This is a genomic window from Levilactobacillus muriae, assembly GCF_045862015.1.
Lineage (GTDB): Bacteria > Bacillota > Bacilli > Lactobacillales > Lactobacillaceae > Levilactobacillus > Levilactobacillus muriae.
Genome location: NZ_BAAFRU010000002.1, coordinates 165,326 through 192,066, shown reverse-complemented (window position 1 = coordinate 192,066; position 26,741 = coordinate 165,326). Strand labels below are relative to the sequence as shown.

The 26,741-nt window shown below is 48.0% G+C and carries 29 protein-coding genes and 1 tRNA gene; 9 read left to right on the top strand and 21 right to left on the bottom strand.

What is annotated here, in order from left to right; translation table 11 throughout:
- Nucleotides 1-28: 28 nt before the first annotated feature.
- From rseP to rpsB, 8 genes are all read right to left on the bottom strand, one after another.
- A complete protein-coding gene (rseP, locus tag ACKTSF_RS02045) occupies nt 29-1,306 on the bottom strand; it encodes an RIP metalloprotease RseP (protein WP_407886164.1) in 1,278 nt (425 codons plus the stop codon).
- Nucleotides 1,307-1,529: 223 nt separating this feature from the next.
- Nucleotides 1,530-2,318: a phosphatidate cytidylyltransferase gene (locus tag ACKTSF_RS02040; RefSeq protein WP_407886162.1), complete on the bottom strand. Its 789-nt coding sequence runs from the start codon at nt 2,316-2,318 to the stop codon at nt 1,530-1,532.
- A gap of 21 nt (nt 2,319-2,339) precedes the next feature.
- The gene (uppS, locus tag ACKTSF_RS02035) at nt 2,340-3,137 is read right to left on the bottom strand and encodes an undecaprenyl pyrophosphate synthase (protein WP_407886160.1); all 798 of its coding nucleotides are present in this window, start codon (nt 3,135-3,137) and stop codon (nt 2,340-2,342) included.
- A gap of 114 nt (nt 3,138-3,251) precedes the next feature.
- Entirely contained in the window at nt 3,252-3,680 is a 429-nt protein-coding gene (locus ACKTSF_RS02030) for a hypothetical protein (RefSeq protein WP_407886158.1), read from the bottom strand.
- Between the two features lie 26 nt (nt 3,681-3,706).
- Nucleotides 3,707-4,264, bottom strand: coding sequence for a ribosome recycling factor (gene frr, locus ACKTSF_RS02025; RefSeq protein WP_407886156.1), 558 nt, complete (start codon nt 4,262-4,264; stop codon nt 3,707-3,709).
- Nucleotides 4,265-4,266: 2 nt separating this feature from the next.
- Complete coding sequence (pyrH, locus tag ACKTSF_RS02020; protein ID WP_020088594.1) at nt 4,267-4,989, bottom strand: UMP kinase; 723 nt, start codon at nt 4,987-4,989, stop codon at nt 4,267-4,269.
- Nucleotides 4,990-5,134: 145 nt separating this feature from the next.
- The gene (gene tsf, locus ACKTSF_RS02015; protein WP_407886155.1) at nt 5,135-6,019 is read right to left on the bottom strand and encodes a translation elongation factor Ts; all 885 of its coding nucleotides are present in this window, start codon (nt 6,017-6,019) and stop codon (nt 5,135-5,137) included.
- A gap of 145 nt (nt 6,020-6,164) precedes the next feature.
- Complete coding sequence (gene rpsB, locus ACKTSF_RS02010; RefSeq protein WP_407886153.1) at nt 6,165-6,968, bottom strand: 30S ribosomal protein S2; 804 nt, start codon at nt 6,966-6,968, stop codon at nt 6,165-6,167.
- Between the two features lie 535 nt (nt 6,969-7,503).
- Here rpsB and ACKTSF_RS02005 point away from each other — a divergent pair.
- Nucleotides 7,504-8,226 carry an HAD family hydrolase gene (locus tag ACKTSF_RS02005; protein ID WP_407886151.1) on the top strand — a complete coding sequence of 241 codons (723 nt, stop codon included), beginning with the start codon at nt 7,504-7,506 and terminating at the stop codon, nt 8,224-8,226.
- Between the two features lie 58 nt (nt 8,227-8,284).
- Here ACKTSF_RS02005 and ACKTSF_RS02000 read toward each other — a convergent pair whose 3' ends face one another.
- From ACKTSF_RS02000 to ACKTSF_RS01990, 3 genes are all read right to left on the bottom strand, one after another.
- A complete protein-coding gene (locus tag ACKTSF_RS02000; RefSeq protein WP_407886149.1) occupies nt 8,285-9,280 on the bottom strand; it encodes a D-2-hydroxyacid dehydrogenase in 996 nt (331 codons plus the stop codon).
- A gap of 89 nt (nt 9,281-9,369) precedes the next feature.
- The gene (locus tag ACKTSF_RS01995; RefSeq protein ID WP_407886148.1) at nt 9,370-9,657 is read right to left on the bottom strand and encodes a GIY-YIG nuclease family protein; all 288 of its coding nucleotides are present in this window, start codon (nt 9,655-9,657) and stop codon (nt 9,370-9,372) included.
- The gene (locus tag ACKTSF_RS01990) at nt 9,644-10,399 is read right to left on the bottom strand and encodes a tRNA1(Val) (adenine(37)-N6)-methyltransferase (RefSeq protein ID WP_407886146.1); all 756 of its coding nucleotides are present in this window, start codon (nt 10,397-10,399) and stop codon (nt 9,644-9,646) included. Before ACKTSF_RS01990 ends, ACKTSF_RS01995 begins: the two co-directional genes overlap by 14 nt.
- Before the next feature lie 100 nt (nt 10,400-10,499).
- On the opposite strand from ACKTSF_RS01990, the gene ACKTSF_RS01985 reads away from it, so the two are divergent.
- Nucleotides 10,500-11,147, top strand: coding sequence for a lysophospholipid acyltransferase family protein (locus tag ACKTSF_RS01985; RefSeq protein ID WP_407886144.1), 648 nt, complete (start codon nt 10,500-10,502; stop codon nt 11,145-11,147).
- 406 nt (nt 11,148-11,553) lie between these two features.
- Here the strand turns inward: ACKTSF_RS01985 and ACKTSF_RS01980 are convergent, their stop codons facing one another.
- The 4 genes from ACKTSF_RS01980 to ACKTSF_RS01965 all read right to left on the bottom strand — a co-directional run bounded on the left by ACKTSF_RS01980 (nt 11,554) and on the right by ACKTSF_RS01965 (nt 15,805).
- Entirely contained in the window at nt 11,554-13,344 is a 1,791-nt protein-coding gene (locus tag ACKTSF_RS01980; RefSeq protein WP_407886142.1) for an ABC transporter ATP-binding protein, read from the bottom strand.
- Nucleotides 13,337-15,094 carry an ABC transporter ATP-binding protein gene (locus tag ACKTSF_RS01975; protein WP_407886140.1) on the bottom strand — a complete coding sequence of 586 codons (1,758 nt, stop codon included), beginning with the start codon at nt 15,092-15,094 and terminating at the stop codon, nt 13,337-13,339. Before ACKTSF_RS01975 ends, ACKTSF_RS01980 begins: the two co-directional genes overlap by 8 nt.
- Before the next feature lie 133 nt (nt 15,095-15,227).
- Complete coding sequence (locus tag ACKTSF_RS01970) at nt 15,228-15,455, bottom strand: YneF family protein (protein WP_407886138.1); 228 nt, start codon at nt 15,453-15,455, stop codon at nt 15,228-15,230.
- Between the two features lie 98 nt (nt 15,456-15,553).
- Nucleotides 15,554-15,805 carry a DUF896 domain-containing protein gene (locus ACKTSF_RS01965; RefSeq protein WP_407886136.1) on the bottom strand — a complete coding sequence of 84 codons (252 nt, stop codon included), beginning with the start codon at nt 15,803-15,805 and terminating at the stop codon, nt 15,554-15,556.
- Between the two features lie 475 nt (nt 15,806-16,280).
- Here ACKTSF_RS01965 and lexA point away from each other — a divergent pair, with 475 nt between their 5' ends.
- Nucleotides 16,281-16,910 (top strand): transcriptional repressor LexA, encoded by a 630-nt coding sequence (gene lexA, locus ACKTSF_RS01960; protein ID WP_020088607.1) that lies wholly within the window; start codon nt 16,281-16,283, stop codon nt 16,908-16,910.
- A 219-nt stretch (nt 16,911-17,129) separates the two neighbouring features.
- On the opposite strand, the gene ACKTSF_RS01955 is transcribed toward lexA, so the two are convergent.
- Nucleotides 17,130-17,570 (bottom strand): nucleoside 2-deoxyribosyltransferase, encoded by a 441-nt coding sequence (locus tag ACKTSF_RS01955; RefSeq protein ID WP_407886134.1) that lies wholly within the window; start codon nt 17,568-17,570, stop codon nt 17,130-17,132.
- A gap of 218 nt (nt 17,571-17,788) precedes the next feature.
- On the opposite strand from ACKTSF_RS01955, the gene ACKTSF_RS01950 reads away from it, so the two are divergent.
- Nucleotides 17,789-18,370, top strand: a complete 582-nt coding sequence (locus ACKTSF_RS01950; protein ID WP_407886132.1) for a hypothetical protein — start codon at nt 17,789-17,791, stop codon at nt 18,368-18,370.
- A 532-nt stretch (nt 18,371-18,902) separates the two neighbouring features.
- On the opposite strand, the gene ACKTSF_RS01945 is transcribed toward ACKTSF_RS01950, so the two are convergent.
- Together ACKTSF_RS01945 and ACKTSF_RS01940 are read right to left on the bottom strand one after the other, a co-directional pair.
- Nucleotides 18,903-20,066 (bottom strand): hydroxymethylglutaryl-CoA synthase, encoded by a 1,164-nt coding sequence (locus ACKTSF_RS01945; protein ID WP_407886221.1) that lies wholly within the window; start codon nt 20,064-20,066, stop codon nt 18,903-18,905.
- 342 nt (nt 20,067-20,408) lie between these two features.
- Nucleotides 20,409-21,290, bottom strand: a complete 882-nt coding sequence (locus ACKTSF_RS01940; protein ID WP_407886130.1) for a PPK2 family polyphosphate kinase — start codon at nt 21,288-21,290, stop codon at nt 20,409-20,411.
- 164 nt (nt 21,291-21,454) lie between these two features.
- Here ACKTSF_RS01940 and ACKTSF_RS01935 point away from each other — a divergent pair, with 164 nt between their 5' ends.
- The 3 genes from ACKTSF_RS01935 (at nt 21,455) to ndk (ending at nt 22,976) form a co-directional block, all read left to right on the top strand.
- Nucleotides 21,455-22,117, top strand: coding sequence for a histidine phosphatase family protein (locus ACKTSF_RS01935; RefSeq protein WP_407886128.1), 663 nt, complete (start codon nt 21,455-21,457; stop codon nt 22,115-22,117).
- A 20-nt stretch (nt 22,118-22,137) separates the two neighbouring features.
- Nucleotides 22,138-22,320, top strand: a complete 183-nt coding sequence (locus tag ACKTSF_RS01930; RefSeq protein WP_407886126.1) for a PspC domain-containing protein — start codon at nt 22,138-22,140, stop codon at nt 22,318-22,320.
- 179 nt (nt 22,321-22,499) lie between these two features.
- Nucleotides 22,500-22,976: a nucleoside-diphosphate kinase gene (ndk, locus tag ACKTSF_RS01925; RefSeq protein ID WP_407886124.1), complete on the top strand. Its 477-nt coding sequence runs from the start codon at nt 22,500-22,502 to the stop codon at nt 22,974-22,976.
- Nucleotides 22,977-23,089: 113 nt separating this feature from the next.
- Here ndk and ACKTSF_RS01920 read toward each other — a convergent pair.
- Together ACKTSF_RS01920 and ACKTSF_RS01915 are read right to left on the bottom strand one after the other, a co-directional pair.
- Nucleotides 23,090-23,177 (bottom strand) — tRNA-Ser (locus ACKTSF_RS01920).
- 57 nt (nt 23,178-23,234) lie between these two features.
- Nucleotides 23,235-23,627 (bottom strand): TIR domain-containing protein, encoded by a 393-nt coding sequence (locus ACKTSF_RS01915; RefSeq protein ID WP_407886122.1) that lies wholly within the window; start codon nt 23,625-23,627, stop codon nt 23,235-23,237.
- Between the two features lie 668 nt (nt 23,628-24,295).
- Here ACKTSF_RS01915 and ACKTSF_RS01910 point away from each other — a divergent pair.
- Both ACKTSF_RS01910 and ACKTSF_RS01905 read left to right on the top strand, forming a co-directional pair.
- Nucleotides 24,296-24,748, top strand: coding sequence for a universal stress protein (locus ACKTSF_RS01910; RefSeq protein WP_407886120.1), 453 nt, complete (start codon nt 24,296-24,298; stop codon nt 24,746-24,748).
- 195 nt (nt 24,749-24,943) lie between these two features.
- Nucleotides 24,944-26,125 carry a CynX/NimT family MFS transporter gene (locus tag ACKTSF_RS01905; RefSeq protein WP_407886118.1) on the top strand — a complete coding sequence of 394 codons (1,182 nt, stop codon included), beginning with the start codon at nt 24,944-24,946 and terminating at the stop codon, nt 26,123-26,125.
- Nucleotides 26,126-26,220: 95 nt separating this feature from the next.
- On the opposite strand, the gene ACKTSF_RS01900 is transcribed toward ACKTSF_RS01905, so the two are convergent.
- Nucleotides 26,221-26,739 carry an adenine phosphoribosyltransferase gene (locus ACKTSF_RS01900; RefSeq protein ID WP_407886116.1) on the bottom strand — a complete coding sequence of 173 codons (519 nt, stop codon included), beginning with the start codon at nt 26,737-26,739 and terminating at the stop codon, nt 26,221-26,223.
- Between the last annotated feature and the right edge of the window lie 2 nt (nt 26,740-26,741).

Here is a 26,741-nt window from a genome sequence, read left to right as displayed (position 1 = left end):
ATTCCCTTCTCGTTACATCCCTAATTTACTAGTGAATAAAGTAGCGTTCGATATCGTTCCAGGTGACCAATAACATCAGAATCACTAGGAAGCCGACACCGACCAGCGTAATTCCCGCTTCCACATTTTCAGAAAGGGGCTTGCGCCGAATAGCTTCAATAAAGTTCAATAATATTTTACCACCATCTAAGGCAGGAATTGGTATTAAATTGACAATCGCCAAGTTGATCGACAAGAAAGCCAGGAAATTCAGCACACCGACTAATCCAAATTTAGTCGCTTGAGAGGTCGTCGCAAAGATAGCAACTGGCCCACCCAAATCGTTCAAACTAAAGTGTCCGGAGACCATACTCCAGAGTGCCCCAAAGAGCGCCTTGGTCATGGTCCACGTCTGCGTAAACCCGGAGGCTAGGATTGGCCCAATATGCTTGTTCTGCGCCTGGGTAATCCCAATCATCCCGACAGTCTTGCCATTAGACTGCTCACCCTTAGGGGTTAACGTCAGTATCTTCTTCGTACTCCCACGTTGAATGACGACCTTGGTAGCCTTGTTGGCACGTGGCTGGATAGCCGTACTCAATGCCGTCCAATCCTTAGTCTGCTTACCATTCACAGACAAAATCTTATCATTGTTCTGAATGCCAGCTTTCTTGGCAATGGACACGGGTGCACTCGCCACTTGAACCTGGTTCGTCCCCATAGCGACGCCGCCTTGTACAAGAGACATCAGCATAAACGTCACGATGGCCAAAATAATATTGTTCATCGGTCCCGCGAAATTGGTCATGAGACGCCGGCCTAACGACGCCGCCTGAAATTGCACATCCTTAGGGGCAATCTGCAGCTCGGTCCCATCAGTCTCGATGATAGTTGCATTGTGGGCAACTGGGTAACGTTTGACTTCGGACTCATCGCCGTTTTCATAACCTTCGATCCAGAGTTCATCCTCCAGGTCGGAACCAGTGATCTCAACCGGAATTCCGTTAAACAATGTCGACTTCTTGCTAGCATTGATCCGTTCGACTTGATCATCCTTACCTAAATACAGGCTGACCGGTGTCCCAGGCTTAATCTCATCTTCGTCATCTTCGGCGCCCGCCATGCGGACGTACCCCCCGACGGGTAACAGGCGGAGCGTATACGTCGTTCCGTCTTTTCCCCGCCGATAGAACAGCTTGGGGCCCATTCCGATAGAAAATTCTCGGACCAAGATACCACCACGTTTGGCAAAATAAAAATGCCCGAATTCGTGGACTATGACCAGAATCCCAAAGACGATAATAAAAGTAATAATCGTTGTAATCACAGCTGTCGTCCCTTCTACTGTTCGACTCGATCCTACGTTTTTTAACTGCTGTATAGCATACCTTAACCACCCCAAAGGGCGCAAGCGAACAGCAAAACTAACTTTGCAACCCAAGAGTTAACCTCATCGGATTTCAAACGGTCCACACGTCAAAACTACTTAACTTCAGCAGGTTAATTTCTGCCTTAGTTAAGGATGGCGTGAATTTATCAGTTTTCAGCGTCTAGATCAGACCAAACAAATGAATAACTGGCAGAACTAACAGTAAGCTATCGAACCGGTCCAAGATACCACCGTGACCGGGCAAAATCTTTCCAGAGTCTTTGACCCCATAATACCGTTTGAGCGCAGATTCAACTAAGTCACCAAACTGACCCACGATGGAGAAGATCAGTGTCAGAATGATCATCACGATCAAGCTGTAGTGACCGATTGGGAAGAAATACCAGAAAACACTGCCGACAATTGTGGCCACCAACGACCCACCGATAGACCCTTCCCAGGTCTTGTTAGGACTGATGTGAGGTGCCAACTTGTGCTTTCCTAATTTCCGGCCGATCATGTAGGCGCCAGAGTCCGTGGTCCACACGATGAACAACGCGTACAGTAAGGCCACCAGACTAACGGCCCGAGCCGCGATAAAGAAGTGGAATCCAATCCCAATATACAGCACGCTCAGGGTGATCATCCCGGCATCGTCAAATGAAAAACGGTTCTTAGAAACCACCGTCCGTAACAATAAGAGCAGGATAAACAGATAAACGATGTACCAAGGATCGAGGAAATGAGGCAGATCTGCCCACCATCCCTGCGGTGCAATGACCAGCAAGATACCAAGACCCGAAATAAAAGCTTCTGGACTTACTAATAACTTTTTGCGCATAATTAAAACTTCTGACAAGGCCACGAGACCCAATGCAAAGGCGGCAATGTCGACCCAGATTCCCCCAGCAATGATGATGGGAATGAAGATAATCAGGGCAACGACAGCCGTTATAACCCGCTGTTTCATATTACAAACTCCTCAATGTTCTCAATTTTTGGTCGTATCAGTCGCGGGGTTAAGCCCACCAAAGCGCCGATGACGTTGCTGATACGTGTAAATAGCTTGTTCTAGCGTTGCTTGGTCGAAGTCCGGCCAATGTTCTTGCATGAAGACAAACTCGCTGTATGCGACCTGCCAGAGCATGAAATTCGACAACCGTTCTTCGCCACTGGTTCGAATCAAGAGGTCCGGGTCGGCTAACTCGGCCAAGTCCCCAGTCATTAACTGTTGACCAATCATGTCCGCGGTAATGTCCGTAGGTGCCAATTCACCAGCCTGTACCTGGGCAGCCAGTTTTTGCGTTGCTGTGACCAATTCAGCCCGACCACCATAGTTCAACGCGAAGTTTAACACCATTCCCGTGCAACCAGCCGTATCCGCAATCGCATCACGAACCGCTTTTTGGGTCGCCACTGGCAACTGATCCGTATAGCCCATGACTTTCACACGAATATTATTCCTCACCAAATCGGGAACAAACGTGCTAAAGAAGTCGACCGGCAACTTCATAAGATAGTTGACCTCGGTGGATGGTCGCTTCCAGTTCTCCGTGGAAAAGGCATACAACGTGAGTACCTTGACGCCCAAATGGCTGGCCGCCTTGGCAACCGTCTTCACCGTATTCATCCCCTGCTTATGGCCGGCGATGCGGGGTAAATGTCGCTGTTGTGCCCACCGTCCGTTGCCATCCATGATAATGGCGATATGGGCGGGAATATTTTGCTCGTCCAACTGGCGCTCTGTGACCTCGCCCGTGGCTTGATCTTTATTTAAAAATGAAAACACTGCGCACCTCCGTTGATTCTAGGTTCATCTCTACAACCTCTCATCATAACAAAAAAAGAGCCGGGAAACTATCCCGGCCCCCAAATTGAGCAAATCTTTAGCTTTTGACCGGAATTACTCGATTAGCCGCCATTCGCCGCGCTTAGCGTCTACCAAAGTCCCGAAGTAGCTCAAGAGATTGTTGGCATCGTCAGCACTGGTTTGGCCCAAAAGATTCAAACCCGCACCAGTTGGCAGTGGATCTGAGAGATCGGTAATTTCGTTACCGTTCGTAATGGTGGCCTTGGAGAACGCCACGATCCAGTCGTCCCCAATTAATTGCGTCACGACGAAGAACAAGTTGAAGTCGTCACTGACGTATGCAGGTTGTGCATAGACGCCGTCTTGAATCTGTTCCAATTCTGCCCCATTATAGTTCAACACGGAAATATTTTCAGCGTTAACTGGGTTATTCAGACGGAAAACCATCTTTCCAAATTCCTCAGTACCAGGGGTGATTTCAACGTTATCTTGATCTTGGTTATTTTGGTTATCTTCTGCCATTTTTAAGTGCTCCTTACTCAGTTAGATTAGTCCGTTAAGACTTCTTTTTCTTTGTCTGCCGCAATGGCGTCAACACCTTTGATAGCCTTATCAGTTGCCTTTTGGACTTGGTCTTCCAGGTTGTGTAGGTCATCGTCAGTGTAGTCGCCGTCCTTGTGGCCCTTTTTAACGCTGTCCATGGCATCGCGCCGGACATTCCGGACTGCGACCTTGCCTTGTTCAGCGGTAGCCTTAACTTGCTTGGCGATTTCCTTACGACGTTCCTCAGTCAATTGTGGAATCACTAATCGCAGTGCAGTCCCATCGTTAGCTGGCGTGATCCCCACGTCAGATTCCAAGATACCTTTTTCAATATCCTCGAGGGCGGACTTGTCATAAGGCGTCACCATCAATACTCGTGGTTCGGGAATGGTGATGGAGGCTACCTGATTCAATGGCGTCTGAGCGCCATAGTAGTCCACTGTGACCCGGTTCAAAATGCTAGCATTGGCACGGCCGGCACGAATCGTCCCGAGTTCCCGCTTCAAAGCTTCTTCGGCCTTTTTCATCCGACTCTGTGCATCTGTAATAATCTGATCTGCCATATCTATTTTCCCCTAACTGTTGTCCCGATATTCTCGCCTTCAACGACCTTGCGAATGTTGCCACTCTCATTGAGGTTGAATACGACAAACGGAATATCATTATCCATCGAAAGTGAACTAGCCGTCGTATCCATGACGTGCAGGCCCTTGTTGATGATATCCAATTGTGTTAATTGGTCAAACTTAACGGCATCCGGATCTTTGTTCGGATCAGCGGAGTAAATGCCATCAACCCCGTTCTTTGCCATCAAGATGGCATCAGCGTTGATTTCCGCCGCCCGTAAGGCAGCCGTTGTATCCGTGGAGAAGTACGGACTTCCCGTACCCCCAGCGAAGATCACAACGCGTTCCTTCTCCAAGTGCCGGATAGCCTTGCGCCGAATGTACGGCTCGGCAATCTGCCGCATCTCAATAGAAGTCTGAACCCGCGTTGGTACGCCAATTGACTCTAGGTTGTCTTGTAAGGCTAACGCGTTCATGATGGTAGCCAGCATGCCGATGTAGTCGGCTTGGGCACGTTCCATGCCCATTTGCTCACCAGAGACACCACGCCACATGTTACCGCCACCAACCACAATAGCGATTTGAATGCCCAAGTTATAGACACTCTTAACCTCTTCCGCTACGGTTTTAATCACAGGCGGATTAATCCCAAAACCTTTGTCGCCGGCCAAAGCCTCACCACTAAGTTTCAGCATAATCCGTTTATACTTTACGTCCGCCATTGTGTTTCCTCCTATTGTATTCTGACAATAATTCTATCATATTCCCCGGGCTAGTGATAGTCAGGGGTTACGAATTACCACATTTCGCTAAAAATATATGAAAAAAGCGCAGCCTCCAACCGGAATCTACGCTTCTTTACTGAAATTAGCCGTTGATCTGGTCGTGAACTTCCTTGGCCAAGTCACTCTTAGGCTTTTCGATACCTTCGCCAACTTCGTAACGAACAAAGTTAACTAACTTGCCACCCTTGCTGGCAACAAATTGGCTGACAGTTTGGTCGCCATCCTTAACGAATGGTTGGTCAGCTAAGCTGATTTCGGATAAGAACTTGTGCAGACGGCCTTCGACCATCTTTTCAACGATCTTTTCAGGCTTGCCTTCGTTCAAAGCTTCTTGCTTCAAGACTTCACGTTCGTGAGCTAAACGATCTGCTGGAATGTCGTCCTTAGAAACGAATTCTGGGTTGATCGCAGCAACGTGCATCGCAACGTCCTTGGCAGTTGCTTCATCAGCACCTTCCAAGACAACAACGGCAGCAATTTGGCCACCTTGGTGTAAGTATGAACCGAACACTTGACCGTCCGTCTTTTCGACAACAGCGAAACGACGTAATTGCACGTTTTCACTGGTGATTTGCGTGGTCTTCACGATCGCATCGTTCAAAGTATCGCCATCAGTCGTCTTCAATGCTAAAGCGGCATCCAAGTCAGCTGGTTGTTGTGCGGCAATCGTGTTCGCAACAGTATCAACTAAAGCGTTGAACGTGTCGTTCGTAGCCACGAAGTCAGTTTCGGAGTTTACTTCGATGATGGCAGCGGTGTTCCCACTAACCTTCACACGAGCTAAACCGTTAGCAGCAACGTTGCCGCTCTTCTTCTTTGCCTTGGCGATACCCTTTTCACGCAGGAAATCGATGGCTTTGTCCATGTCGCCTTCAGAAGCAACGAGGGCCTTCTTAGCATCCATCATCCCAACTTGGGTCTTGTCTCGTAATTCTTTAACTTGTGCTGCAGTGATTTTGCTTGCCATGTGTAATGGCCTCCTTTTGAATTCATCTAATTCCGCAAAAAAGACTGACTCAATCTCAGGCCATTATCGGTCCTAAACATTAAGCCAGCCTAAGGTGCTTTAAATCTTATATTTGGAAAGTGTCAAAATGACACCTTGCATTTAATTACTTGTTGTCGCCTTCAACAGCGTTAACGATGTCTTCCATCGAGTTGTCAGAAGCAGGCTTGTCGCCCTTCTTGTCAGCTGGCTTCTTGCCTTCAAACGTCTTTTCGTCGACTTGGTCTTCACCTTGACGACCTTCAACGATAGCGTCAGCCATCTTAGAAGTGATCAGACGAACGGCACGGATAGCATCATCGTTAGATGGGATAACCACGTCAATTTCGTCTGGGTCAGTGTTCGTATCAACCATAGCAACGATCGGAATGTTCAACTTTTGTGCTTCGTGAACAGCGATTTGTTCCTTGCGAGGGTCAACGATGAACATAACATCAGGCAACTTAGGCATATCTTCGATACCGCCTAAGAACCGTTCCAACTTGTCTTGAGACTTCTTAAGTAAGGAAACTTCCTTCTTAGGAAGAACATCAAAAGTACCGTCAGTAGCCATCTTCTTCAAAGACTTAAGACGCTTGATCCGAGTTTGGATCGTTTCCCAGTTGGTCAAAGTCCCACCCAACCAACGGTGGTTAACGTAGTATTGACCGGCACGGGTAGCTTCTTCTTCGATAGAATCTTGCGCTTGCTTCTTAGTCCCAACAAACAGAACAACGGCGCCCTTAGCAGCTTCGTCCTTCATGTAGTTGTAAGCAGCGTCAATCAACTTCACCGTCTTTTGTAAGTCGATGATGTAGATACCGTTACGTTCCGTAAAGATGTATTGCTTCATCTTTGGGTTCCAACGACGGGTTTGGTGACCAAAGTGGACACCGGCTTCGAGCAGTTGTTTCATTGAAATAACAGCCATGATAAAATGCCTCCAAATAGTTTTTGATTTCCTCCCCCACGATCAATTGACCCGAGAACTCGCAAGCGAGCACCCCTCCGGTCATCACGCGAGGTGTGAATTGGCGCATACGCACCGAAAGTAATTATACAAAACTACTGGCACTAACACAAGCAAAAATTAACAAATCCAGCGATTTTCTCCCTCGATAAGCTATGCCAAGCTGGCGGCGTCCTCCCCCACGGCCTTCCAGCTTATTTTTGGTGAACGGTAAGCCGGCTGGTTTAAACTCAGTTTGTAAGCTTGTCGTAAGAACAGACCACTTACTGAAAATGGCGTTAGTACGGGTGAATCTTCCCGTTCTTACGCCATTAGACGATCTCGGAAACTCGCTAGTCTTTGCGTGGTTTCAAGTCGAGGCAAAAGACCACCGGTGGCTTTTGTCGGTTTCCACAGCGACAAAACTCCTAGCGGCCATGGCTAATATTTCCAGCCCACGTTGCTTTTATTTCCAGTTATGGTAAACTGCTTAGGCATAACTGAGGAGGAAACGAATATGATTAAAGCGGTCGTCTTCGATGTCGATGACACGCTATATGATCAAAAAGCACCCTTCGAGGCCGCCCTTGCGCCGATTTTAAATTTACCGCAAGACTTTGATCTTAATATGACCTTCCAGACTTACCGCCAGCAAAGTAGCCAGGCTTACGCCCAGGTTGCCGATGGCCGGTGGTCGCAACAGGAAATGGCCGTTAAGCGGCTCAACACCGCGCTTTTAGCCCAGCAGTTGCCCGCAGTCGATGTCCAGTCAGCGCTTGATTTTCAGCGCGCTTATACCACTGGCCTTCGCCAAATCGAGTTATTTCCCGGACTGGAAACAGCCCTCGATCAACTCAGCGAGCAGTATCAATTGGGGATTATTACGAATGGCAATACGGACGCTCAGCTTGCTAAAGTCATGCAACTCCAAATGCACCGATGGTTGACTAGGGATACCATCATCACCTCGGAGGAAGCTGGCCTAGCTAAGCCTGATCCCCAAATCTTCACGTTAATGAACCGCAAGCTTAACCTGCGGGCGAGTGAAGTTGCCTATGTTGGCGATAATTACAGTATGGATGTCAAGGCTGCCAAGCAGGCTGGCTGGCATGCCTTCTGGTTTAATCATCGTAACTTAGAGATTCCAGACGGGCAGTGGATTCCGGACCAAACGGTGACGGATTCATTCGAGTTACAGGACTTGCTCCTGGCACTCACAGCTGCCTATTCGGAAGCCTAAACGTTTTCATTATAAAAGCGTCGCGCAATTGCGCGACGCTTTTTTCGTCCGGTTAAGCTTAAAAAGCAACTTCATTCTCAGCCTTGCCAGTTTCAATCAATTGTTTATTGTTGTTCAATGCGAATTGCACCATGTTCTTGACAGCCGTCCGAGTATAGAACGCAATATGTGGACTAATCAAAACGTTCTCACGTTTCAGCAAGTTCTTCAGTCGTTCATCTGGAATGGCATCGAAGCTTCCGAAATCGGCGTTAAAGATCCCAACTTCGTCTTCATAAACGTCCAGTGCAGCACCAGCAACCTTGCCACTGTCCAGTGCCCGGATCAGCGCGTCCGTATCAATCAGAGCCCCCCGAGCTGGATTCAAGATCCAGACGCCATCTTTCATCTTGCCGAAGCTTTCATCATTCAGCATGTGCGCATTGTCTTTTGTGGCTGGTGCATGCAGGGAGATCACATCAGCTTGAGCGTACAGTTCGTCCAAGGTATCCACGTAGATGCCTTGTTTCTCCAACTCTGGATTGTGGAAGACATCGTAGGCAATGACCTTAGCACCAAAACCTTGGTAGATCTTCATAGCAGCCCGACCGATCCGGCCAGTCGCCACGATTCCAACTGTCATCGAGTTGAGTTCATCAGCAATATCTGGTGCCCAGCGCAAGTCACCATGGGCTTGCTTCCGAGCAAACGTTGGTGCCCGCCGCAGTAACCGCATCAGTTGAGATACTGTAAATTCGGCGATGGCTTCCGGTGAATATGCGGGAACGTTAGTCACCTTGAAACCGTTGCGTTTAACAGCATCGGCATCAACATTATCGACCCCAACATTTCGTAGTGATAAGTTCGTGATACCATCGGCAGCCAATTGGTCTAAAACTGCTGCCGTGTATGGCTTTTGTTGGTAAACCACTGCCCCGTCATAACCCTTGGCTAAATCAACCGTTGATTCGTCTAATAACTCACTCACGGCTTTAACTTCGATACCCTGGTCCTGAGACCATTCTTCTAAGTAAGGTCGTTCATCGTCACGGATGCCATAAGCAATAATTTTCACAGTAAGTTCCTCCTTCGCTTGTCTGAAAAATCACATCTACTACCCGCCACAAGTGTACCATAGTCCTTGTCATTAAAGGGAGAAAACGACTACTTTTCGACAGAAATTCCCTGCGCTTTTAAAAACTGTAGTTTTCTTTGTCGCGACTGGTGTTTAAAGGTCCATTCGGCGTGGAGCGCATCGTGTTTGTTGTCGAAAGTTTGGCTAAATAACACCTTCAATGGCCGGTGAAGCTTTGTATACTTGGCCCCCTTACCAGCAACGTGCGTGGCAAACCGCTTAGCAACGTCAGTGGTGAAGCCACCGTACAAGGAATTATCCGCACAGAGTAACACGTAAAAGTAATAATTTTTCGCCGGTTCCTTAGATATTTCCATAGAGTAACGCCTTCACTTCTGGAGAATATTCACCTTGCCGATCATACACAATCAGGGGATCAAGGAAACGTAATCCCCCGGATTTACCGTCCTTGATTGCTTCAACTAACACCATGTTGGCTTCCTTGCCGGGCTTGGGATGTACCAGCCGAATGCGCTTAGGCGCCAACCGATTTGCCGTCATCAGATCCAGGAGCTGAAGCAAACGGTCCGGCCGATGGACAAAATAAGCCTTACCATTCATTTTCAATAGGCCGCTGGTCGTCTGAACCACCGTAGCAAGATTCGTGGTGATCTCGTGGCGCGCAATGGCTAAATAGGGATTGGGATTTTTCTGGCTATCCGGCAGATCAGCAAAATACGGTGGATTACAGGTGACCACGTCCACCGAGTCCTTGGAAATCCACTGGTTGATCTTGGCTAAGTCACCCTCGTAAACAGTAACCCGTCCTGTGAGATTGTTCAATGCCACACTACGGCGGGCCATATCCGCAAGACGCGGCTGAATCTCGACCTCAGCAATCTGGCCCTTCGTCTTACTACTCATGAAGAGTCCCACGGCCCCATTGCCTGCACACAAGTCGACGATCTGACTAGACTGGCGTGCTGGTAGCTTGGCAAAGTCTGCCAAAAGTACTGCATCCAATGAAAAGGCGAAGACATCTGGGCTCTGGATAATTTGAATATCTTGGCTGTAAAGCTGGTCGATTCGTTCACCAGCCTGTAAATCTGGCGTGGTCACAGCCACCACCTTCTTTCATTTTTGGTTAAGATTACTTGCAACCCCGGCAGTTTTTTTGCATACTAGATTCATTAGATCCACTGTGAGAGGAGCACGACACATGTTTTATTCGTTTCTGCGGAACGTCATCCGCGTTATCTTATTTATCGTCAATGGTAAAGCTAAATATCTCAATCGTGAAAAATTACCGGATGGCCCTTACGTTTTGGTAGGACCTCACCGAACCTGGTTTGACCCCGTCTACTTTGCACTGGCCGCCAGTCCCCGAAAGTTCAGCTTCATGGCTAAGGAAGAGTTGTTCCAAAACTCTATTTTCCGATGGCTACTCCATCATGTCAATGGTTTTTCGGTAAATCGTGACCATCCGGGCCCATCGGCCATCAAAACACCGGTTCGACTTCTGCGGAAGGGTGACCTGTCCCTGATCATGTTTCCCTCAGGTTCCCGGCACTCGCAGGACCTCAAGGGTGGTGCGGCCGTCATCGCTAAAATGGCAAAGGTGCCACTCGTTCCTGCTGTCTACCAAGGCCCCCTGACCTTCAAACGACTCTTCTCTAGAAAACGCGTTACGGTAGCCTTTGGCGATCCCATCACTATCGACCGCAAATTAAAGTTAGATGAAGCCGGCCAAGCTGACATCGAACAACGAATGCAGGCAGCCTTCAACGCATTGGACAAGCAGATCAATCCGAGCTTCGAGTACGTGGATATCTCTGGTGAGAAGGAAAAAGAAGACCATCAAGACTAAATTTAAGGCCACCATGCCTAGTGTATAACTAGCTATGGTGGCCTTTTTTGCAACCGAAGATGGCGAATGGTTCGCCCAAAGCCATTTATTTTTAGTTAATTCCCCAATCCAATTTATGATTAAAACGATTCTTTTGATTATTTTCCCAAATCATGAGACCAATTCCGGAAAAATTACATTAGTAGTAAGTGAGTACTATTTTACAGCCGACTTTTGACGAATAAAGCGTCTAAAAAAGCGTCCAATTCGAAAGTAAATTGAACGCAATACTATTTAGATGCACTTTTTAAGCGTCGTGCGACACTGTCTAAAAACCAGTTAAGGAAATTATCTTCCCGCATTTCCACACCTGTCGTCATAAACAGCCATCACTGAAAGCTACCGACCACTGCTCTTGCGATTAGAATTAGTCGACGTGCGCCGCGTTCTGCAACTGAATCATGTCGTAGTAGCACCCGTGCTGTCGCATCAGGGAATCATTGGTGCCGCGTTCCACAATTTTCCCGCGGTTCAGCACCAGTATCAGGTCGGCATTTTGGATTGTCGACAACCGGTGGGCAATCGCAATCGTCGTTCGATTTTCTTGAATCCGGGATAACCCAGTCTGAATCATAGTCTCCGTTTCAGTATCCACGTTGGCCGTTGCCTCATCCAAGATCAGAATCTTCGGATCAGTTACTACCGTACGGGCAAACGTAATCAGTTGCCGTTGCCCAGCGGAGTATTCCGTCCCCCGTTCCAATACCGGTGTTGCATAGCCCTGCGGCAACTGGTCGATGAACTCGTCGGCCTGCACAAAGTGAGCTGCGCGTTGTACCTGATCATCCGAAATATCCGGATTGAACATGCGAATGTTGGTCTGAATATCCCCGTAGAATAGTTGTGGTTCCTGCAGCACTAACCCCATCTTCGCCCGTAACTCTTCAGCGGAATACTCGCGAATATCACGGTCGTCAATCAGAACTTGACCAGATTGGAACTCGTAGAAACGCATCAAGACATTGATCGTTGACGTTTTCCCAGAACCCGTCTGTCCGACCAACGCTACCGTCTGACCCGGTTCAACGACGAAGGACACGTCTCTCAGAACGGGATGTTCCTCATCGTAAGCAAAGGTAACGTGGCGGAATTCAACTTTACCACGCGTAATTTTGGCATCCGCTACAGGATGTTGTGCAGGGGCTAACGTTTGGTCATCGACCACCCTTAGAACCCGTGAACCGGCAACCATCCCGTTTTGAAAGTCGCTGAGACTATCCATCATGTTGCTCATTGGGCTATAGAAGTTATTCAGGTAAGTGATAAATGCGTAAATGACCCCGGCCGCAACGACCTCGTGGAGCCCCCGCATCCCGAACATGCCTAAGACGATCACCGTACCCAACGCGTAGAACAAGTTGATGATGGGACTCAACAATAGGGAGTTCGTCCGAATCATAGCCTTACGCGTATCGTAATAAGCTTGATTGGTCGTTTCAAAGTTAGCTGACGTTCGCCGCTCTTGCCGGAATTCCTGAATAACACTGATCCCGGTAATGGCCTCGGCCAATTTGGTGTTCAGTTCGCTCAGTCGTTCCCGCATCCGCCGATACACCTTGGAACTGTAACGTTGGTAATACCAAATCGTCACGCCCAAGAAGGGAACCAACACCAGCGTCCACAATGCGACCGTTACATCGGTGAAGTACATCGCCGCAAATGACGAAATAACCGCAAAGATAGCTAAGATTAACGTATTGAGTAACGCCCAGAAGTTGGAGAACGTCATGGTATCGTTCATCAGCCGTGAGAGAATTGAGCCCCCCGGTGTTTGGTCGAAGTAACGCATTCCCTTTTGGTGCAACTGGCTGAAGAGTTTCCGGCGAACATTTTCTAGCATGTACTCCGCCCCCATGGTACTGGTATAGTTCTGCCAGAACTGCATGAGTGCCCGCGTCACCATACCGAAGAAGTATAGCCCGGCAAACATCCACATGATCGCGATCGTCGCATTGCTAGTCCGCAGATAGCGGTCCATATACGTCTGCAACAACCACGGCAGGAAAACATTGATCCCACTGATGACCGCTGACAGAATAATTGAACCAATGAAGAACCACTTGTAAGGTGCCGCGAATTTCAGCAGGCGTTTGATGACCGTCAACTGTTCCCTGGTCGTCATACTATGTGCCCATGCGGATTCGTGTTTATCAGTCATCGCTAACGCCTCCCTTCACTTGCGTCTCTAATTGTTGCTGGTCAAACATCCGTCGGTACCAACCATGTGCCGCCATAAGCTGCGCGTGGTTTCCCCGTTCGACAACCTCACCGTGGTCGAGCACCAGAATCTCATCGGCACCCATCACAGAGCTCAATCGGTGTGCCGAAATAATGGTCGTCTTGTTGGCCCGTTCGGCCTTCAGGTTCGCCAGAATTTCGGCTTCGGTCTCGGCGTCAACGGCTGACAAGGCATCATCCAAAATCAACAATTCTGGGTTGATCAGGAGTGCCCGTGCAATGGCCATCCGCTGACGTTGCCCGCCGGATAAGGAAATTCCTTCTTCACCCACTTGGGTGTCGTACCCCGCAGGCAACTGCGCAATTTGACCGGCCAAATCACTTTTAGCCGCAGCCGCTTCGACTTCCGCTTGTGTGGCTTCTGGACGGGCAAAGCGAATGTTCTCAAAGATATTTGTGGAAAACAGAAAGCTCTCCTGTGGGACGTAACCGATGGCTGGCAAGTAGCTATCCAGTGCGTAGTCCTTAATGGGATGCCCACCGAATTGAATCTCACCGCTATAGGCATCAAACTCCCGCAGAATTAATTTCATAATCGTTGATTTCCCAGCACCAACGCGGCCAACGATACCAAGGGTCTTGCCAGCCTGCAGGTCAAAGTCGATCTGCTGGAGGCTAGCCCCGGCGTCATCGGGATAGTCAAACCGGTTGACGTGATAGCTCAGTGTCCCGGTTGGACGGGTCTTCAGGCCATTGACGCGGTCGATGATGTGGGTTTTCTGATTCAACAATTCCATGACCCGATCATAACTGGCATTTCCCCGTTCCATGGTATTAAACAGCATCCCCACGGCAAACATCGGCCAGACCATCATGGCTAAATAGCTGATGAAGGACACCAAATTTCCAATGGTAATAACGTTGTGGGTGACAAACAGGCCCCCTAAAACGATGGTCGCCACGTAAGACAGTGAGATAACCAGCGTAATCGCCGGATCAAACAGGGAATCTAGTCGGTTCACACGCCGGTTGATCTTGATCGTCCGGGCAACCTGGCTGTCGAAGTCAGCCACATCGGCGTCCTCTTGGCCTAATGCCTTGATGACTTTAATCCCACTGATACTCTCCTGCGCCTTGTTATTCAGCCGCGAGAAGGCCGCTTGTGACGCCCCAAAGGCCCGGTGAATCCGTTGCCCAAGGAACCACGAGATGACAGCCAGAAAGGGAAAGGGAATAATGGCAATTAACGTTAACCGCCAATCGATCAACAGCATCATAGCAATCAGGGTCGTCCCCCCCGTAATGATGGCATCGGCGAATTGCAGGATTCCTCCACCAGCCACCCGTTGCACGGCTTCCAAGTCATTGGTTGCATGAGCCATCAGATCACCGGTCCGGTAATGCTGGTAGAATTCGCGGTCCATCACCATAAAGTGGCTGAACAGCCGATTCCGCAAAAGTTGTTCCAGGTGAGCAGCGCCCCCCCAGATGGCATTGCGCCACATATAGCGTGTGGCATACTGACCCAACGCTGCCAGGGTAACCAAGCCCAAGTCGATGGCCAAGAGTCGCCCAGTCATAGTCTGCCCGTGAATGCCGTCAACCATGTTCCCAATGATTCGTGGCGGAATAATAGCAATGATGGCCGTTAAGATCAATCCAACGACGCCGACCAGGTACGTACGCCACTCTAGACGGAAATACCAGGCCAATTTACGAAAAATACTCACGAACATCCCTCCTTAAAATTAAAATATGATTAAATTGTAACAGACTTTCTAATTTTACAGAAATTAAATAAAAAAGCAAACAAAAAAACTCGCCCCCATGGAAACTGGAAGCGAGTCGTCAGTAAAACCAGATCTACTTTTTGTCGTGTGATTGTTGTTGCATCGCATTCATCATTTGATGTAACTTTCGTTGAGATGGTTTTTGTCCCATTTGCAACATCATAGCACGCAGTTGATCTTCGTTAATTGGCGGATTGTCTTTCAGATAGTTTTCCATGTACTTACGAGCACCGAAGAAGCCTCCAGCAGCACAGCCAAGGCCGACGACGATGACGATAATGATCCAGATCCAAGTTGACAAGGTATTCCCCTCCTTTATAAAGTCATTCAGTTTACAATTTTACACAAACTTAACGCAAAATAAAAGAGCGAATCCATTAAAAAGACTCGCCCTCGCAATTAATTGTCCCGTAAACCCTTCTCACGTTGGATATCACGGACCTTCTCCGGCGTAACTTCCTTACCACTTTTATCGTAAACCTGCATCATTTCGACCTGGCTCTTAAAGCTGGCCCGAAATAATTTCAGGTACTTCTTTCGTAAGGTTGCCCGTTCCGTCGTTTCGGCAGGGGTGAGGCCTTCACTTGTTTTGGCTTTGTGAGCCAGTTCGTTGATGCGAACTAATAAGGTGTCCATCGTTTCTTCAGCCATGAATAATCCTCCTTTACCTTTAATTTTGAATTTGGGTGATTACGCATCCGCGATTTTAGACCGAACGATTGCTTAATTCCCACGTCACATTCCAACTGAAACTTCGGCGCACACGACCGCCGCCATTTCAAGACAAGCCCTATCATATCAGGGTTAATTTCAAATTTCAATTATCGGGACATAATCCGTGAAAATTTAGGATTTCATCACTTAGTCTAGAAGAGGAATTGACACAACACAAAATAATTAGTGCCCGCCAGCACCTCTGTTCGCTGTGAGGTTATCAGCAACTAATCAGGTCAAAACCCCAGGTTGACAACGTTTACGGCTCAACTATGGCGGCAAAACATTTTGCGCATGTTGCAGCAAACAGATTAATGACTTAATTTACCCGAACATCTGTTTGAAAACGCTGGAAACCTATGCTACACTATGGTTAAACTATACTACGAATGACGAACGAGGTGGCAGAAAAATGAGTAAAGCTTCTGAAAGTAAACAGTTAGCCGTCCTACGCTTCATTTGGGAACGGGTCAACGAAAAAGGGTATCCGCCGACTGTCCGTGAGATTGGCGAAGCCGTCTCTCTCTCCTCAACCTCTACAGTGCATGGCCACATCGCCCGCCTAGAAAAGAAGGGCCTGCTGACGAAGGACCCAACGAAACCACGAGCTTTGGAAGTCACGCCTGCCGGTTTAGAAGAATTGGGCGTCCACGAACAACAGACTCGGATTCCCGTATTGGGCACTGTTACAGCTGGGGAACCCATCCTAGCTGTTCAGGAAGCGACCGACTACTTCCCAGTTCCTCCAGAATTCGAACGGGATGACGATCAACTCTTCATGTTGACCATCCGGGGCGAAAGTATGATCAACATTGGTATCCTTAATGGTGACCAAGTCATCGTCCGGCGGCAGCAAAACGCTGACAATGGCGATATCGTGATCGCCATGACGGAAGAAAACGAGGCAACGTGCAAGCGTTTCTTCAAGGAAGCGGATCACTTCCGACTTCAACCGGAAAATGACACCATGGCACCAATCATTCTCAACAATGTCAGTATTTTAGGTAAGGTCGTTGGTCTGTTCCGCGATGACGTTCACTAAAAATTAGCTTGAAAAGAGTGGGACAGAAGGCGTTTATATGTTGAGCACTGACGTCATAAGGAGAAAATTCCGGGTTTGGACTATTCTCCTTATGGGGTTAAGCGCAGGAATCTGCCTTCTGCCCCACCTTTCAGCAGTATAGCTTTGGGCAGTCAAAAAACGAGCCTGGGATAAAACCCCAGACTCGTTTTTTGACTGCCCAAGTTAATTGTGCGCGTTTTAGATGACTTTACCGTGATAATGGCTTTCAGGTAACGTCGAGAAGTCGTAAGCAGCTAGGGCCTCGGCTTCCTGAACATAGGCGTGCAGTCCTTCCGCAATCATCAAGTTCAACGTTGTATCCTTTTCGTGAAGGATGACAACTGGCTTCTTACTGTGAAAGGCATAGCCAATTTCGAAAACCGTCCCAGAATCCACCTGATCATCAACAAAGTCAACCATGCCGACCACGACATCTGCTTGGTCGATCTGGGTCACGTCCATCTGGAACGTTTGTGTTGCCCATTCAGGTGTACCTAGTGTCAATCCAGGAATTTCACTCTTTCGAGGGCTGAAAAAGTTTGTAACACGGGGGTTAGCGGTTAAGGCGCGTTCCACCCGTTCAATCCGCGAAATCTGCTCATCATCAAAGAATGGTCCTGCTAAATAAACGTTCGTCACACTAATCTCCTCATTTCTGTCTTATGTAATTTATATTATACCGGAAATGCTAACTTTTGGCGACACTATTTTAATTAATATTCGGTTATAAATCGTTGTGGGTCCCTAATTTAATAAATTCATTAATATTATTCGAGTTTAACGGTTTCAGGTAACCCCTTTCACGATATAATTATTTCATGCTATACTGAAAGCAACAGAAATTGGGGGGATTCAACATGATTCTTGGATTTGCCATTATGGGCGGTCTAATTACAATAATTGCGGCGTTTTCACTCGCCACAGCAATTCAACACGGCGACTCAAAGATTGGCTCGATCATTCTAATGACGCTGGCCCTGTTGGGAACTGTCTTCGCCATTTGGAAGCTGCCCTATTGGTCCCAGGACAACGCGCCGGCGAGTCAGACCGCTAAGCAGAGTCAGATCAGTTCGCAGTCCGGGCAGGCCTTTTCCGCCAGTTCAAGTGGTGTGACCCAGGCTGACAACGAGCAGAGCGTCAAGCAGCAATTGGCCAAGGCTCTAACAAAGTTGGGGGACGTCACCTTTGACAAGTCTAGCAAGACCTACACACTGACAGTCACCAACAGTGATTTGAAACAAACTATCTCGGCTTTGAATAAGAAACCAAGCTTGGCCAAACAAGCCAAGTGGCCACGTTTTGTCACAAATTTCACGAAGACTAGTGGTTCATTGGAAAAGTCCCTGGGTAAGGGTTACAGCCTGCAAATCAGAGTGGGAAAGCAGTCCCCCGTTTTGGTATTCAAGGATGGTTATGTCGTCAAAAATCAATTTGAATAAGTCAAACGCGCCACATCTCAGAAAAGGTGTGGCGCGTTTTTTAATTGGCTACTGAAGATTGAAAGTTTCAAAACACTCATTATGCCCGTTGCAACAACGATACTGGGCCTAAAACTAGGCAACGTTGTCCAACCACCGCCTTACCATAGTTGGTCTGAGGAAACATGGATTATGCTTCTAGAAACGTTGTTGACTTGTGCTTAAACTTTAGGCACCACATGGGATTCAGTGATTGAAATTGATGTGCACAATCAGAGCCGGAGGCGGCCAGGGATGGAGCTAGCTGTGTCGACGATGTTAGTCGGCGCTTTTTCCGGCTTACATCGTGGGACGACCTGAGAGACGCCTGCACTTGGCGGCTTTCAGGCGAGCTGGAAGCCCGTCCTTTGGCTGGAGGCGTTCCCCACAGCAAGCGGAATCCCTGGTGGCCGGAGTGCGACCATTGCCACTAATTTAGCGGTGCCAATTCCTACAGTCACAAGAGTAAGGTGAGTATTTTGGCTTTCAACCCTCAGTTGGCTATAACAAAATACTATTGTTCGCGGTATTGTCGCTGTTGATTTTGACGACCAGCGAGGTAGTATTGCGCGGTCTCATCACCCACTGGCAGTTGCACATCGCGGCTATCGTTGCTCAGTTGTGCCTGGTAAATATCTTCATATTCGGCCACACTCACGCGTTTTCGCTGGGCAAGTAATTCGGTCAATACAGTGTCATCGTACCCCTGTTGGAACCCACTCTGAAGAATGCCACTGTAAAATTCGCCCTCTGCGCCAGAACCGTAACTGAAGAACCCTAGACGCGCACCAGCCGTCAGTTGACCATGCCGAAGCAGTGACAACAGGCTGAGGTACAGCGATCCCGTATAAAGATTGCCCACGTTCCGGTTATCTTCTTGGCTGGCCTCAAAGGCTGCCTTCAAGCTTTTCTGTTGCTCTGGTTGGGCTTCGGGCAGCACCTGTCGGAGCCCTTTACGCCCCATCTTAGTGAACGGTAAATGAAAGACGAAGGCGTCAAAGTCTGCGATAGTCCGATTGGTTTGCTGTTGATAATTGGTCCAAACGGTCTTAAAGAAGTCGAGGTAGACATTGGTGGAATACTTACCGTCAACCAGTGCCTCGGTCCGGTATATCGGCCGCCAGAAGTCCATCACGTCTTCCGTGTGATAACTACTGACCATGTCTAACGCCAGAACTTGGGGATCAGCCGCCACCAACATGGCGACTGCGCCGCCTCCTTGGGTGACCTCACCAGCCGTTCGGAGACCGTAACGCGCCACATCGGCCCCAATAACTAACACCTTAGCCTGCGGATGAACCCGGACGTAATCAGCAGCCAACTGCAGACCAGCCGTCGCCCCGTAGCAAGCCTGCTTTAATTCAATCGCCCGTGTCTGCGGTGACAATCCCAATAGATGGGCAAGATAAACGGCACTAGCCTTAGAATTATCGATACCCGACTCCGTTCCAAACAAAACCATCGCCACCTCTGCCTTTAAGGCAGGCGTCAGAAACTGACTGGCGGCATTGGCGGCCATCGTCACGATATCTTGTGTCGGCGGAATAATGGCCTGCTTCGATTGACCGATTCCAATCAAGTATTTATTAGGATCTTCTCCCCGCGCAGTGGCCAATTCAGCCATATCCAAATACAGACTCGGCGTATAGAACCCGATTTTATCAATACCAACATTCACAGTCATCAGTCATTTCCTCCTACATTAAGCTTTATGTATCATACACTTAAGGTGTTACCTCGTCGTTCAAATATGCTCATCGCAATCAACTTCAAATTAATGAACAAGCCCTGTTGCTTTGTCATGAACTATTGTACTACACCGCACCAACTCGTCGCCGCTACACAACCAAATCTCTAAAAAGTCTTAATTTCTCCTGATCGAAAATACTGACATCTAACCTGAGAGTCACCTAAAGTCAGGCAGCTTTCAGGACAAATGTCAGTATTTGTATATAACAATTTCGGTTATTTTCATTGGTCTTAAAACTCTATAAGGTAGCTTTTTGCATCTAGCAATTGTCTATAATTTATGATCTTTCAATTGTTGTAGCACTGCTCGCAACTGTTGCTTCGTTTCCGAGCTAACTTTTGGATATTGTGGGTTCAGTGCCTGTAATCGATCGATCAGAATATTGGAGACGATTAACCGAGCCACACCTTTATCGTCAGCTGGAATCAGATACCATGGACTCTTCTTGGTTGCCGTGTTCTCCAGCATTTTGGTGTAGGCCTCTCGGTAATCGTCCCAGAAGGCCCGTTCCTGCATGTCGCTTGGCACGAACTTCCAATTCTTGCTAGGAACTTCGATGCGTCGTTCAAACCGATGCGTCTGTTCGTCCTTGGATAGGTGTAAGAAAATTTTGATGACCTCGAAGCCCTGATGCCGCAAATATTTTTCGTAGTTCTTCAAATCATGGTAGCGATGATCCCAGAACTCATCGTCAACATCTGCCACTGAATTGATCCCTGGTAGGTTTTGCGTCGTCAACATTTCTGGATGGACGTGACTGATCAAGACGTCTTCGTACTGGGATCGGTTAAAGATCCGAATCTCCCCTCGTGAAGGTAAAGCTTGGTTGATGCGCCACAGGAAATCGTGGGCTAACTGCACGTGAGTGGGCTCCTTGAAACTGACCACACTGGTCCCAGATGGATTCAACCCACTGAAGACGTGCCGAATTAAACCATCCTTGCCAGCGGTATCCATCCCCTGTAGGATCACGATGACCCCATGCTGCTTCTGGGAATAGAGCCGGGACTGTAAGTCACTTAAGGTTGCCACGTTGGCATCCAGTGCACTGTTGATGACGGCCTGATCCGGACCCTTTTCAACGTGCGTTGCCAACTGTGTTAAATCAATTGATTTTTCACCCGTATAACGATAACTGCTCTCAGTACTCATGCACACCATCTCCTAATATCTTTCACCTTAGCATGCTTGCCGGTCGGATTCCAGCGAAGAGACACACTTTTTTCAAAAGTCGCGGCAAAATGGTCGCGTTCTATTTTCAAGCTTGCTATACTGAGGATGGAAACACTTACTTGATCAACGGAGGCCTCGAGAAAATGAAGAAATTTACGGCATATTTTGTGCGTCATGGTCAAACGATGTTGAATCACTATAACAAGGTTCAGGGTTGGATCGATTCTCCTCTCACGGCAAAGGGGCGTGCCGACGCCAAACGCGCTGGCCAGCAACTCAGCAACATTCCCCTCGCTGCCGCCTACAGCAGCGACTCCGGTCGGGCCATTGAAACGGCGCGAATCGCACTTAAGGAAAACCCAGACAACATGAACATTGTGACCTACCAATATCCTGAATTCCGCGAACAATGTCACGGTTACTTTGAAGGTAATGACTTGAATCAAATGTGGCAATTCGTGGGGGCTCAGGTTGGCTTGACTTCCGAGTCAAAGGTACTCGGCACTTACGGCTTAGAGAAGGCCCGGGACCTGATCCACCAAGCGGATCTGTATGGTGAAGCTGAAAGCAACGATATGTTCTGGGAGCGGCTGGACCGTGGCTTCAACAAGCTGCGGAAAAATACCAAAAACGGCGATCAGATCATGGTTGTGTCTCATGGCATGACGATTCGATCCATCATCGACCGCTATGCTCCCGACTTGGATGAAGGTATCGCCACCATCAATGGCAGTATCACCAAGCTGGAAATCACGGATGATGACATTCACGTCGATTTCTTTAACAAAACTGATTTTCAATCTTAAATCAACTGGAGGAGGACAATATGAAAAACATCCATCGCTCTGCAAATAATCGGGTCTTCGCTGGCGTCATCGGCGGGATTGCGGATCACTTCGATTGGAATTCTGGCATTGCTCGTTTAATTTTCTTCATACTTGCACTCACCCCCTTCCCAGGAATCATTGTTTACTTGATCCTGTGGATGATTATGGGAGATCCCGAATAATCTACTAAAAGTCCGAGCAAAATCGGGCTTTTTTCATGCCTAAAAATAAAATAATGAAAACGCTATCAAAATATTCACAATTCGATTGACGTTACGGAAAGGTTAGTCTACAATTTGAATTAACAACTCGTTATACCCGTTATAACGGACGCTTTAAAAACTCAAGGAGGTTCTCTACCATGGCAAATTCAGAAAAAACTTTAGTCTTAGTTAAACCGGATGGTGTTGCGGAAGGACATATCGGAGAAATTATTTCACGGCTCGAAGGTAAGCGCTACCAAATTACTGCGCTCAAGGTGGTTAATGCATCAACTGACCAATTGAAGCGTCACTACAGGGAGCAAGTTGAAAAGCCTTACTTCAAGGAAATCGAGACCTACATGCAGGAAGGTCCCCTCGTTGCCATCATCGTGACTGGGACCGACGTGGTTAAAGCTGTTCACAATTTAGCGGGTAAGACGCGGCCTAATGACGCCCAACCCGGAACGATTCGGGGCGATTTTGCCCATGAATATCCCGATGGCATCTTAAGAAATATTGTTCACACCGCCGATAGCCGGGAGAACGCGCACCATGAAATTGCGATCTGGTTCCCAGAACTCGCCGTAGCTGCCCACCAAAAGGTGACGACTAAGGAAAAAGTTGGCGCCAAATAACAGCACATCAATTGAAGAATTAATGTAAACGCTTGGTAAATTTTGCCGAGCGTTTTTTTGTAAAAAAAAGCCTTGCCAGACAGCAAGACCTCACATATAGAATAAATTATTTAAGGAGAGTACAGGAATTGAACCTGCGCGCCGGTATTAGCCGGTTCGACGGATTTCGAGTCCGTTGCATTACCACTCTGCCAACTCTCCAAGTCACTACTCATATATTTTACCAATAATGACTATAATTGCAAGCGGATTTTTAAATTAGGCATCCGTCAAGATTTGAGGATCGAATGGATCGATCCAAGCGGGGGCAATTTCTAAGAGACATAATGGTGAAATATTGGTACTATCCAACTTGGCAGCCAATACTTGCTTATCCTCCTGGCGGGCCGTAGCAATCTCCCAATCGGTCCATTCCGATTGCCAGGTTTCTCGACTAATAATGACGAGAAACCGGCGTGAACGTTTGATTTCTTTTCTGAGTCGGCGTTTGATAGTCGCGGCGTGTAAACCAGTAAATTTTGCGGACAAATGCTGTTCATGAAAGCTGATTGTGGGGAACTCCCAGTCATGTGCTGCCCACTCGCGGAGCTGCTCTTGAAACGAATGGGCTAATGGATCGGCTGACTGGTAGCTGATAAATAAATCACTCATACGGCAAACTCCCTTTCTGATTACCAACAGTGTAGTCTGCTAAGAAGTCAAATCCATGACAAACATGTTTATTTCTTATGAATACTATATAACAAGACTAATTCATTAATTGAATAAGATTGACTGCTTTATCAATTTTTCGTTTATCTTTGCTTAAGTATAAATCATCCATAAACTTTTCTATTGAATGAACACCCTGATGGGCAATGTTAGTAAGGGATGGCTCTGAATGATCTCTTCAGTTCTAACTTTTTTAATATCATATTTCAATAATATCTGTATCTTATCGGATATTTTATCCTATAATGAGATTCAGAATATTATTTTGAAAGAAGCCTGTCCATGTTCAAACTCATCGGCCTGATCCTCGTCATTATTGCTCTAGGAATTGCACTCTATAGTTACTTCCTTTCCCGACGCAATCAATAGGTTCAACCGCTCACCAGTTAGTCATTTCCTCTCAGAAATGACTTTTTTGTCTCATTTTACTTGCCAAAGTTATCATTTTAATGCATAATATAATTATTAACTAATCTAATCTATTAGTTAATTAGTTCATTGACGCAACTCCCAGGATCTCTCGTCGTCAGTGAATTGGCTTCAAATCAACGCATCTCACTATCACATATTGCTTGCTGCCCCCCGACTTATCGAAGGAGGTAACACCCATGTACAAACGCCTACTCGTCCCACTCGATGGCTCCAGTAACGCTAACGAAGCACTCAAGACCGCGATTGACTTGGCCCAGGACTGGCATGCCAAACTGATTCTCCTGCACGTCATCGACATTACCCAGTTCTCCGCGCAGGGTCTGGGTGGTGGCTACGCAGCCGTGATCAAAAGTCTCCGCGATACCAGCCAAGAAATTTTACAAGCGGCTCGTGATACCGCCGAAGAAGCGAATCTGGAAGCCGTGCTGCTGGTACGTGAGGGTGCACCGAAACAGGTCATTGTAGAAATTGCTAACGCCGCTGAGAGCATGGTCGACCTCGTCGTCATGGGTAAGTCTGGAACAAACGCGTTCTCCCGCATGATCGTCGGCTCCACGACAAATTACGTGGTCCAGCACGCTGAACCCAACGTTATCGTCGTTAACGACCTACCCGAACCACACGAGTAAGACCAATTTAGCCTTAAGTTGTCACCTAAGTTTTGCAGAGAGGCCCTCCCCTCTCTGCTTTTTTATGCCTGCGCTTCCATTAAAAAACTTATACCTAATTTCGTTTTCATGAAAGAAATCACGCTCTCCCCCTTTTCTTCCATCCGCCAACCGGGCTATAATGGATTGACGCACAATACATAGGAGGCACTTATCTTGAAACAAACCCAACCTCGTTGGTTTCTGGTCGGTATGATGCTGATTGCTGCCAACCTCCGTTTACCGATCACCATTATTCCCCCGTTACTGCCCAGTATCGAGAAAACATTGAACCTACCGAGCTCGATGGCAGGACTGATCACATCGATTCCTCTGGTGACCTTTGCTATTTTTTCACCAATCATTGTCAAATTGGCCCAGCGTTGGGGAAATGAACGAACCGTCTTTGGCCTCTTTTTACTGCTGATCGTTGGAACTTACCTTCGGATCATCCCGACTTTGCCAGCACTACTCTTCGGAACCTTCCTCGTCGGTATTGGAATCGATAGTGGTAACGTTCTCGTCCCCGCTCTAATCAAGGAACACATGCCCTACAAGATTCGACTGGGAACGAGTCTGTACACCCTGTCGATGCTCCTCGTTGGTGCCATCGGGACTGCCATCTCTGGTATTCTGATCTCACGGACCAGTCTTGCTGCTACGCAAGCCTACCTGGGAATCATCAGTATTATCGCCATCCTTGCCTGGTTCCCTAATATTCGGACCAAACGTCAGGAACCATTGACGGACGAACAACGTGCCCACATTCCCCACTATCAGAGTGTCTGGCGGCAGCCCTTGGGCTGGCTGATCACTTTATTCTTTGGCCTACAGTCGTTGGTCTACTACGCGATTATCACCTGGATGCCATCGATTCTGGCCGTGCACGGCGTCTCAACGATCACGTCCAGTAACCTCCTGACCCTGCTGCAGATTAGTGGCCTACCCTTATCATTTATGGTGCCGCTTCTCTTCAACAAGCGTCATGGCGTCAGCATCCTGCTAACCATCATGACGTTAGGGTACGTCGTCGCCCCGCTCACGTGGCTGATTGATACCAACTCCGTCCCATTTCTCACCATCGTCTCGTTAGTCACCGGCTTGGGCTCCGGTGTGGCCTTTAACCTCGCTATCATGTTCTTTACGGAAAAGACAGCGAACCCTTATCAAACAGCTGCAATCTCCGGCATGGCCCAATCCGCAGGTTACCTCCTAGCTGCGATCGGTCCGATTCTCTTCGGTTACCTCCAGCAATTCAGCGGTTCCTGGATGCCAGTGATCTGGCTACTCGTTATCTTCGCTACGGCACTGACCATCACTGGCATCATCGTCCAACGGCGTGGCATGATTAAGAATTAACTGTATTAGAGCTAGCCAGCTTTCAACCTTTGGCTCATGAAAAAACAAAATGGCTTTACCCTCTAAACACGAAGGTAAAGCCATTTTTGATTATCTTAGTAAGTCATTAAGCTAAAGATATCGTAGCCTTTCAGCTTGTCGCGGCCGTGTAACTCTTCCAATTCAATCAGGAAGGCTGTCCCAACCACGATACCACCCAGATCCTCGACCAATTGGATGGTCGCGCCAATGGTGCCACCAGTGGCTAAGAGGTCATCGGTAACCAAAACTTTTTGGCCCGGTTTGATGGCATCCTTGTGCAAGTACAGGGCCGATGTGCCATATTCTAGGTCATATGACGCCTTGACCGTTGGCCGTGGCAACTTACCTTGCTTACGAGCTGGCGCGAAGCCAATGCCCATTTGGTAAGCCACAGGGCAGCCGACGATAAATCCGCGGGCTTCTGGACCCACAACCATTTCAACACCCTTATCTTGGGCGTATGCGACAATTTCATCGGTTGCGGCGTGAAAGGCCTTACCGTCCGCCATTAATGGGGAGATGTCCCGGAACATGATGCCCTTTTCGGGGTAGTCCGGAACGGAAGCAATATATTTCGTAAAATCAGTTGCCATAA